Below are 9649 nucleotides of genomic sequence, written 5' to 3' on the forward strand. Positions count from 1 at the left end.
TTGTCGGTCAGCGTCAGCGCAGGGGCGACCGTGATCGAGTCGCCGGTGTGCACGCCCATCGGGTCGATGTTCTCGATCGAGCAGACGATGATGCAATTGTCGGCCTTATCGCGGACGACCTCCATCTCGTACTCCTTCCAGCCGAGCACGCTTTCCTCGATCAGCACTTCGGTGGTCGGCGAGGCGTCGAGGCCCGACTGGACGATCTCGTAGAATTCGGCGCGGTTGTAGGCAATGCCGCCGCCAGTGCCGCCCATGGTGAAGGACGGGCGAATGATGGCGGGCAGACCGACATGGTCGAGCGCCTGTGCGGCGATCGCCATGGCGTGGCTGATGTAGCGCTGCTTGCGGTCGCCCTCGCCGAGGTTCCAGCGGGTTTCCAGCGCGTCGAGCGCGGCGTCGAGGTTCTCGGGCTTCTCAGCCTTGAGCGCGGCGCGCTCGGCCTCGTGCGTCTTGCGGTCGGCGTTCTTGACGTCGGTGGCGTTGGCCAGCATCGACTTCGGCGTCTCCAGGCCGATCTTGTTCATCGCCTCGCGAAACAGCGCCCGGTCCTCGGCCTTGTCGATGGCATGCGCATCGGCGCCGATCATCTCGACATTGTAGCGTTCGAGCACACCCATGCGGCGCAGCGACAGAGCGGTGTTGAGCGCGGTCTGGCCGCCCATGGTCGGCAGCAGCGCGTCCGGCCGCTCCTTGGCGATGATCTTGGCTACCACCTCCGGCGTGATCGGCTCGATGTAGGTGGCGTCGGCCAGCTCCGGGTCGGTCATGATGGTGGCCGGATTGGAATTGACCAGGATGACGCGAAAACCCTCTTCCTTCAGCGCCTTGCAGGCCTGGGTGCCCGAATAGTCGAACTCACAGGCCTGACCGATGACGATGGGGCCGGCCCCGATGATCAGGATCGACTTGATGTCGGTGCGTCTTGGCATATCGAGGGTCCGTTCGGCAGGCGGCTTGCACGAAAAACCGGACGGGGAGGACCCGGCCGGTTGTGCTCGCGATTCTGGTATCAGGCTAGGAGGGCCTTATAGGGAAGAGTTTTGCCTGATGTAACCCCCTAAAATGCGAGTAGGGCAGTAGGGCAGAGGTTCGAGCGCCCTTTAAACATATTGCCCTCCTGCCCTACTGCCTTATTCCCCTTAGCCACTCATCCCCCAGCGCCAACTCATCCTTGATCTCGAAGCGTTCGGAAACGCCGACGCGGATGATGTTCAGGTCGCCCTCGCGCGTGTAGCGGAATTCAGCTGATGCATTCGAACCGGCGGGCCGACCGGCCTGGAAACTGATGACGCGGGTACCGCCATCGGGCCAGGTCACGGTCACCTCGGCTTTGTCGCCCGTATGCACAACGCCCGCCTTGCAGCTGGTCATCGGCTGGCCGACATAGCGCGCGCAAGGAATCTCGTTGCGGGCACCCAGGGCCGGCGCGGACCTCCCCGGCGGCTGCAGCCGCGCAACGGCCTGTGCGTTGGCCGGAGGCGCTGTATTGGCGGCGCGATGCCGGATGGGCTCCTCCGCTGCTGCGGGCGACTGCGTCTCGCCGGTCGAAGGATTTCCGCTGGCCGCGAGCGCCAGGCGGTAAGCGTCTTCGATGGCCGCCCTGCCGATTGCGTCGGCGGCTGTCATCGTGGTTCCGGGCGCGCCCAGGCGCGCTGTCAGGTCGGGAAGCGGCTGATCTGCGGATACCAGGTTCGAAGCCTCGGCTGCAGGAGCTGTGCCGTCGCCGGTCGTTTCGGCATCCGCATCCGAAACGGCCGCCGGATTGTCGGGGTTCAGGTAGCGCGCGGGAGCCCATCCCGTCAGTTGCGGATTGTCAATTTCTGCGACCCTGCACCAGCGGTAGCCATTGACGTCGTTGCAGCCGAGATTGTTGACGCTCGTACCGTTAGGCAGCCGAGCCTTGATCTTGCCCATCGCCGATGCCGTGGCGCGGACGTTCAGGAGATCGCCTGGAGCGAGGTCGGTCACGATGGAAACGATCGGCGCCTCCTCGGCTTTGGCCGGCAGCAGCGCCGTCAGCAGGAGAAGGGCGGCAGTGAGCGCGTACAGCGTCGTTCGGAGCGTAACTGTGCGCCTCATCATTTTGGCCGTGGGCGATAGAAGCATTCCCGGAGGCGCGGCCCGGCACGGAAACGCCACCGCATTCCAGGTCGATTTTATAAACGACGACATGGCGCTATGTAAGTCGGAAAATGCGGCTGAGGAATGGTGTCCGGTCCGCGGCATGAGCAAGCTCAGTCTGCGGCATGAGCAAGCTCAGCTTGGCGGCATGAGCTCGTACCTCGCTCAGCCTGAGGCATGAACGCGTTCCGCGTTCAGCCTGGGAACTCGTATCTCGTTCAACCCGACATAAACCCGGTTCGCAGCGCATGGGCCCATTCCGGCCGTCCCGCCTGTTCGGCCTGCCGCGCTGCCGCCTCATGGTCATAGTCGACGGCGATGGCCGCAAAACGGTCGGGGCGGCCCGGCTCACCCAGTTCGACAATGCCGTAGCGTGCATGCGGAGAGCCTTGCTCCGAAACATGCGCCGGTGGCGTGTCGTCGCCATAAGCGGGGCAGCCGATGCTGCCCGGATTGAAGACGGCAGGGCCGTCGGGGATACGGATCAGTTCGCTGCGGTGGCTATGGCCGCACAGCACGATGCGGCAAGCGGGATCGAGCGCGGCCAGCCGCCGCTTGATGGCGGCCAACGGTGCGCGCACCAGCTGGCCGCCGGCTATCGTATCGGTCAGATATTTTTCGTCGTGGTCGGGCCGGGCATGGAAGGCAACCACGCCCGGCGCGATCTCCAGCGTCAGGGGCAAGGCCAACAGCACCTCGCGCTGGGCCGATGTCAGCCGCTCCTGCGCGTAGCGGTCGGACGGCCACATGGCTTCATCGGCGGTGTCGCGGGCGACGCGGCGGTCGTGATTGCCGCGCACCGTCGGCAGCGCGAGCTCTTCAAGCCGCGCAAAAGTCTCGCGCGGCCAGAGCGGGCCGGAGACGCAATCGCCGAGATTGACGACGAGGTCGGCGCCGCCGCGCTGCCGCAGATCGTCGAGCACGGCGTCCAGGGCGAGGACGTTGCCGTGGATATCGGCGAGGACGGCAATGCGCATGGGAAGCTCCGTTGGTTGACGAGTTACTGGTCGGGAAGGGCGGACCTTGCAGGACTTTGGTTCCTCGCGGAAGTGAGGGAGAGGTGGCTCGGCGAAGCCGAGACGGAGAGGGGGACTGCCCGCCACCCTTGAGCCCTCAAAGCGATCGCTTGTTCGCTTCGGAGCCGCTCTCTCCGGCCGCTTCGCGGCCACCTCTCCCCCGTTGCACGGGGGCGAGGAACAGCCTCAGGCGCGGACTTCGATCTCGGACGCGCCTACCGCGGGCAGCGCCGTATCGTTGACGGCAGCGGCAATGACGCTGTCGAGCAGGCCCGGAAAGCGGGCATCGAGGTCGTCGCGGCGCAGCGTGATCAGCCGGCTGGTGCCGACCACCTCGGTGCGTGTGACGCCGGCCTCGCGCAATTTGGCAAGGTGATAACTGAGATTGGTTTTCGAGCAGAGGTCGAGGAACTGGCTGCAGTTCAGCGGCACGCCTTCCTTGCTGGCGAGATAGCGCACGATGGCCAGCCGGGTGGGATCGCCGAGCACGGCAAGCACGTTCGACAGGCTGATCTGGTCGGCGGTGGGATGGGGCAGGGTCATGCCCAGGAACTAAGCGCAATCAGGGCCGATTTCAACGCATCTCCTCCTTGATGGATGCACGCAGTTTCCACCTCCCGCCACCTTGTCCTGACATAGAGCTGTCAGGAGGGTTCCGCTATTCTCGGGTGGCTTGATTGACACCATGCCCCATTATGTACAATTGTTCAATAACTTTTGAACTAAGGATTTGTTGCCATGGACAAGCGCCTCATCTGGCTTGCGCTCGGATCATTCACGATCGCGACCGAAGGCTTCGTCATTTCAAGCCTGTTGCCCGACATCGCAGCCGATGCCGCCATCTCGGTTCCACTCGCCGGGACGCTGATCACCGCCTTCGCGCTCGCCTATGCGCTCGGTACGCCGATCCTGGCGACGCTCACCGGCGAATGGGACCGGCGGCGCGTCATCTTGTGGACGCTGGTGTTGTTCGTGGTGGGCAATCTGGCGGCGGCGCTGAGTTCCTCTTTCGAATTGCTGCTGATCGCGCGCATCGTTATGGCGCTGTCGTCCGGCCTGTTCGCAGCCACGGCGCAAGGGACGGCCGTGGCGCTTGTCGATGATCATCACCGCGCCCGCGCCATCGCCGTCGTCGTCGGCGGCACCACAGTGGCGGTGGCGGTCGGCGCGCCGCTCGGCGCACTTGTCGCGACCCTTGCCGGCTGGCGCGGCACGTTCTTTGCCATCGCCGGGCTCGGCGCGCTGGCCGGCGCCATCCTGTGGTACCGGCTGCCGCGCGGCATCGTCGGCACCAAGCTGCCGCTCAGGCAGCGGCTGGCTGCAACCCTTCGCCCCGGCGTGCCATCGATCCTGCTGACCACACTTTTGGCGCTCACCGGCGCCTTTACGGTCTTTGCCTTTGTCGCGCCGCTAGCCGTCGAAGGCGGAGGCTTGAGCCCGATTGCGCTGCCCGGCATGCTGCTCGCCTTCGGTGTCGGCGCCGTCATCGGCAACATTGTCGGCGGGCAGGCTGCCGATCGCTTCGGCGCGACGCGCACCGTCAGCTGGTCGCTGGCGCTGAGTGCGGTCATGCTGGTCATGCTTTCGGTCATCCCGGCATTCCTGCCGCACAGCGTCGCCGGGCCGGCACTGATGGCCATGATGGTGCCGTGGGGCATTGTCGGCTGGGCCTTCCCGCCGGCGCAGGCCAGCCGCATCATCAGGCTGGCGCCCGACGCAGCGCCCATCGTGCTGTCGCTCAACGGCTCGGCGCTCTATCTCGGCGTGGCGCTGGGCGCCGTCGTCGGCGGCACGGTGCTGCGCTATGGCGCGCCAGCCAATCTCGGCCTGGTCGCAGCAGTGTTCCCGATCCTGGGTCTTGGCGTCATGCTCGCCGGCCACCGGGCGGCGCGGGCGATTGCCATGCCGGCGGAGTAAGGGAGATCGCAGAGCCATGGCGCTGCCCTCATTACCCTGCCGGGCAACTTGGGTTTCTCTCCCCCACTCACAGCTAGTCTAGCGGAGCGAGGAACCCAGGTCCTGTAACCCCACACTATTTCCAGGTTCGGCGTCTCTCGATCTCGGCTTCGGACGGCTGTTCCTGGGCGAAGGACCCGGTCTTGATCTCACCGGCGCGTTCATAGCTCGCTATGATGACGCCGGTGCTCGATGCCTGTGAGCGGTTCAGCTTGAAAGCCGCCGGAATTGCGCCACCGCCAAACAGCCGCTTGCCCTTGCCCAGCACCAGCGGGAAGATCAGCAGGCTGACCTCGTCGATCAGGTCGTTGGCGAGCAAGGTCTGGATCAACTCGCTCGATCCCTGGATGAGCAGGTCCGGCCCGTCCTCCTGCTTGAGCTGGCGCAGTGTGGCCACGACGTCATCGCCGAGCGACTGGCTGTTTTGCCACGACAGCGTATCGGGTCTGTGCGTGGCCACATATTTGGTCGCCGCGTTGAAACTGTCGCCGATCGGATCGTTCTTCTGATACGGCCAATGCGCAGCGAAGATATCGTAGGTCCTGCGGCCGAGGAGCAGCGCGAAGGGTTTTGCGAAGGTCTCACCAATAAAGGCGCCCCCGACGTCGTCCCAGTAATGGAACGTCCAGCCTCCGAATTCGAAGCCGCCGCTCGGGTCTTCTTCCGGCCCGCCAGGCGCCTGCATGACGCCGTCGAGGCTGACAAATGTCGCAGTGATGATCTTCCTCATTGAATTCTCCCTTTTTCATCATCCGTGCTGTCGGGGCCGGATTTCGGCCAAAGGACGTGCGAGTGGATGCCGGTCCGACAGGGGCACAAAATTCTGGATTCGGCGCATGGCGAGCGGCAGGCACCGGATGGGCGGCCTCGGCGACGTCATTGCGGCCGCCTGGCGCCAACACCTTTCGACGAGAACCAGACGTCGCCGATGACGACGGTGGCGGTGTTATCCGGTGCCTTGTCGGCCGTCAGCCAGATCGAGCGGCTGCGTGCCGCCTTGTCGCGGTCGAGGATTTTCGCCGCGGGGCCTGCAAGGGAGGCGCCGACGCAAGGGATGAACCATGACCGCATGAACGGATCGCAGGCAAAGCCTTGTTCGGTGCGAGTCACCATGACCGCGAGGCCAACGCGCTCGGTCGGACGCCACGGAAAGACCATGCGGGCGCCAGGCTTCAGCGCCTTCAGCCACTCGGCCGGTGGTGCTGCGACGCCGGCATTGACATAGATGATATCGGACGGTGGCAGGCTGCCGATGACCGCATCGCCATGGATGACGGTCACATTGCCAAAGGCTTCGAGGTTCTGTCTCGCGCGGTCGGCGAGACTGGATTCCAGTTCGAAGGCGGTGACTGCGCCGCCGGGTGAAACCAGCTGTGCCAGCAGAGCTGTGTAGTAGCCGGTGCCGGCGCCGACATGGGTGACGGTCTCGCCGGGTTTTGGCGCCACCTTGCCGATCCACATGGCATGCAGGAACGGCTCGCCATTGTTGATGCCTTTGTCGGAGTCGAGCGACACCAGCACGTTCTGATAGACGTGAACAGGATCGGCGCTCGGCGTTTCGACCTTACCGTTGCCGGCAACGACCGACCACGGCCCGGGCCCGAGAAAAGCCTCGCGCGGCACCGCGGCGAACACGTCTTCGAGACGCGGATCGGCCGGACCTGCATTGGCAGCCATCATTCGCGCATAAAAGCGGCGCACATCGGCGAGATCGGTCATGGCCTCAAGATAGCGCAGACTGCCGATTTGTCGCGTCAGTCCAGATCGCCTCTGGCCGACGCATCAGCGCCGAGACAGTTGAAGCGTTTCGCAAGGCAATGAAGGCGACACGCTAAATCTACCGCCATTGCCGACAGTCCTGCCAGAACCGCCGCGTTGCCGCTGCGTTTGAGGTCGTGCAAAGCGATTGCGCGAGACCGAGGAGGATACCATGGGCGTTGAACAGGCACCCACAGCGAGGGGCAAGCAAGCGGCCAAGGGATTGAACCAAGCTGCGGCGAAGGACGAACGCAAGACGGAAGCGGAAACCGGCCGCCCGCTCAAAAAGGGCGCGGCCCGCTTCGACGAGCGGTCGAAAAGCTCGGACGGCAAGAGCGCGGGTACCAAGCAGAAGATCTGAGCGTAACCGCTAAGTCCAAGACCAAAAAAGCCGTCGGCAGGGCTCTCAGCCGCGGCTGTCGTGCACCGACTGACCCCAGTGCCGGCGGCCCTTCATGCGAAAAAAACTGTGACTTGGCGCAACCATTGAGATAATTGTTTGTTGGGTCGGATCGGGCCATGAGATCGGCTAAGTACCGATACGTGCATCGCGAGGAGTGCCATGCTCTGGAAGGGTCGTCGTCAAAGTGACAATGTCGAAGACCAACGCGGCCAGGGTGGCGGGTTCAACCTGCCGCGCGGTGGGCCCGGCCGGTTCCGCATCCCGGTCGGCGGCCGCTCCGGCGGCGGAATGTCGCTGTCGACCATCATCATTCTCGTGGTCCTCTATTTCGGGCTGAAGGCCTTCGGCATCGATCCGCTGCAGATCCTGGCCGGCGGCGATGGTGGCGTGGGGCCGGGCGGCGGTCAGATCACCGACAATAGCGGGGAGGGCACCGGTGCGCCGGCCTCCGACGAGATGAAGCAGTTCGTCTCGACGGTGCTGGCCGAGACCGAGGACACCTGGACCGGCATTTTCCAGGCCGAGGGCCTGACCTACGAAGACCCCAAACTGGTCCTGTTCAGCGGTCAGATCCGCTCAGCCTGCGGCTTCGCCTCTTCCGCGGCCGGCCCGTTCTACTGCCCCGGCGACCGCAAGGTCTATCTCGACACGACCTTTTTCCAGCAGCTCGATCAGCAATTCGGCGCCTCGGGCGATTTCGCCCAGGCCTATGTGATCGCGCATGAGGTCGGCCATCATGTGCAGAACATCACCGGCATCCTGCCCAAGTTCAATCAGATGCGGCAGCAAATGGGCGAGGCCGAGGCCAACCACATGTCGGTGCAGGTCGAGCTTCAGGCCGATTGCTTCGCCGGCGTCTGGGCGCATTTCACCGGGCAGAAGGGAATCCTGGAGCAGGGCGACATGGACGAGGCGCTGAACGCCGCCCAGCAGATCGGCGACGACACGATGCAGAAGAAGATGCAGGGCTATGTCGTGCCGGAAAGCTTCAACCACGGCACCTCGCAGCAGCGGCAGACCTGGCTGGCGCGCGGCTACAGGAGCGGCAAGCTGTCGGACTGCGATACCTTCAACACTCCGATCTGAGGTGTTCGAACACTCCCGCTTAAGTTGCCACGCGCGGCGGCAGGGCACGTAGATGTCAGGATAGGACTGCCGAGTCCGTTCTCTTATTGTTCCGTAAGACGGGCTCGCCTATAACGAGCCCGCGCCTTTGCCACAAGGCGGTCTGAGGAGCCGACGCCATCATGATAGACCCCAAAAGCGCCAGGCGGGGCCTTGCGCTCGTTTTCACCACGCTGCTGCTCGATATCATCGGCTTCGGCATCATCATGCCGGTGCTGCCGGCCTATCTCAGGGAATTGACTGGCGTTGGCATCGGCGAGGCGGCGATCGAGGGGGGCTGGCTGTTCTTCGCCTATGCGGCGATGCAGTTCGTTTTCGCACCTGTCATCGGCGGGTTGAGCGACCGGTTCGGACGGCGGCCGATCCTGCTCGCCTCCGTCTTCACCTTTGCCATCGATAATCTGATCTGCGCTGTCGCATGGTCTTACCCGATGCTGTTTATCGGACGCGTGCTGGCCGGCATTTCCGGCGCCAGCTATTCAACGACTTCCGCTTTCATCGCCGACATCTCGACCGATGAGAACCGGGCGAAGAACTTCGGCCTGCTCGGCATCGCCTTCGGCGTCGGCTTCGTCATCGGACCGGTTCTGGGCGGGCTGCTCGGCACGCTCGGGCCACGGGTACCGTTCTATTTCGCCGCCGCGCTTGCTTTCCTGAATTTCCTGATCGCCCTGTTTCTGCTGCCCGAAACGCTTGATAACAAGCACCGCCGCCGCTTCGAGTGGAAACGCGCGAACCCGGTCGGGACGCTCATCCAGATGCGCAACTACCAAGGCATTGGCTGGATCGGGCTTGTCTTCTTCCTGATGACGCTTGGGCATATGATGTATCCGGCGGTGTGGTCGTTCGTCTCCAATTACCGCTATGGCTGGAACGAACAGCAGATCGGTTTCTCGCTCGGCGCCTTCGGTCTGTGCGGGGCGATCGTCATGGCGACGGTCCTGCCGCGCGTGATCCCCAAACTTGGCGAGTGGAAGACGGCGGTACTCGGTCTTGCATTCACGGCACTCAGCGCCTTCGGCTACGCCTTCGCGTCGCAAGGCTGGATGATCTATGTGGTGATCGTCGTCGGCTGTCTGGAAGCCTTGGCAGATCCGCCGCTCAGAAGTCTCGCCGCCGCCAAGGTGCCGCCTTCGGCGCAGGGCGAACTCCAGGGGGCGATGACCTCGATCTTCTCGATCACGTCGATCATCACGCCGCTGCTTTATACGGCGATCTTTTCCTGGTTCACCGGTCCGGGCGCGCCCGTGGTGTTCGGCGGGGCCCC

General features: G+C 64.3%; 10 protein-coding genes and 1 pseudogene. 5 read left to right on the plus strand and 6 right to left on the minus strand.

Annotated elements, in window-relative coordinates; all coding sequences use genetic code 11:
- Positions 1-932 (minus strand): annotated as a pseudogene (locus EOA85_RS18295) (carbamoyl phosphate synthase large subunit); the annotation flags it as partial.
- A 193-nt stretch (positions 933-1125) separates the two neighbouring features.
- On the minus strand, positions 1126-2085 hold the full coding sequence (locus tag EOA85_RS18300; protein WP_348627915.1) for an SH3 domain-containing protein: 960 nt from the start codon (positions 2083-2085) through the stop codon (positions 1126-1128).
- Between EOA85_RS18300 and EOA85_RS38130 the strand changes: the two genes are divergently transcribed.
- The gene (locus EOA85_RS38130) at positions 2072-2305 is read left to right on the plus strand and encodes a hypothetical protein (protein ID WP_206523316.1); all 234 of its coding nucleotides are present in this window, start codon (positions 2072-2074) and stop codon (positions 2303-2305) included. The genes EOA85_RS18300 and EOA85_RS38130 overlap by 14 nt on opposite strands.
- Before the next feature lie 37 nt (positions 2306-2342).
- Here EOA85_RS38130 and EOA85_RS18305 read toward each other — a convergent pair whose 3' ends face one another.
- Together EOA85_RS18305 and EOA85_RS18310 are read right to left on the minus strand one after the other, a co-directional pair.
- Complete coding sequence (locus tag EOA85_RS18305; protein ID WP_127210660.1) at positions 2343-3101, minus strand: metallophosphoesterase family protein; 759 nt, start codon at positions 3099-3101, stop codon at positions 2343-2345.
- Positions 3102-3326: 225 nt separating this feature from the next.
- Complete coding sequence (locus EOA85_RS18310) at positions 3327-3683, minus strand: helix-turn-helix transcriptional regulator (RefSeq protein WP_127210661.1); 357 nt, start codon at positions 3681-3683, stop codon at positions 3327-3329.
- A 195-nt stretch (positions 3684-3878) separates the two neighbouring features.
- Here EOA85_RS18310 and EOA85_RS18315 point away from each other — a divergent pair, with 195 nt between their 5' ends.
- Positions 3879-5057, plus strand: a complete 1179-nt coding sequence (locus EOA85_RS18315) for an MFS transporter (RefSeq protein WP_127210662.1) — start codon at positions 3879-3881, stop codon at positions 5055-5057.
- 115 nt (positions 5058-5172) lie between these two features.
- On the opposite strand, the gene EOA85_RS18320 is transcribed toward EOA85_RS18315, so the two are convergent.
- Together EOA85_RS18320 and EOA85_RS18325 are read right to left on the minus strand one after the other, a co-directional pair.
- Positions 5173-5826: a dihydrofolate reductase family protein gene (locus EOA85_RS18320; protein WP_095519127.1), complete on the minus strand. Its 654-nt coding sequence runs from the start codon at positions 5824-5826 to the stop codon at positions 5173-5175.
- A 146-nt stretch (positions 5827-5972) separates the two neighbouring features.
- Entirely contained in the window at positions 5973-6815 is an 843-nt protein-coding gene (locus EOA85_RS18325) for a protein-L-isoaspartate O-methyltransferase (protein ID WP_127210663.1), read from the minus strand.
- Positions 6816-7026: 211 nt separating this feature from the next.
- Between EOA85_RS18325 and EOA85_RS18330 the strand changes: the two genes are divergently transcribed.
- The 3 genes from EOA85_RS18330 to EOA85_RS18340 form a co-directional block, all read left to right on the plus strand.
- On the plus strand, positions 7027-7215 hold the full coding sequence (locus tag EOA85_RS18330) for a hypothetical protein (RefSeq protein WP_127210665.1): 189 nt from the start codon (positions 7027-7029) through the stop codon (positions 7213-7215).
- A 201-nt stretch (positions 7216-7416) separates the two neighbouring features.
- Entirely contained in the window at positions 7417-8343 is a 927-nt protein-coding gene (locus tag EOA85_RS18335; protein ID WP_065012033.1) for a neutral zinc metallopeptidase, read from the plus strand.
- Positions 8344-8504: 161 nt separating this feature from the next.
- Positions 8505-9649, plus strand: a 1145-nt coding sequence (locus EOA85_RS18340; RefSeq protein WP_164759730.1) for a TCR/Tet family MFS transporter, incomplete at its 3' end; no start/stop codon positions are given.

The sequence above is a fragment of the Mesorhizobium sp. M5C.F.Ca.IN.020.29.1.1 genome (assembly GCF_003997375.1).
GTDB classification, from domain to species: Bacteria; Pseudomonadota; Alphaproteobacteria; order Rhizobiales; family Rhizobiaceae; genus Mesorhizobium; species Mesorhizobium wenxiniae.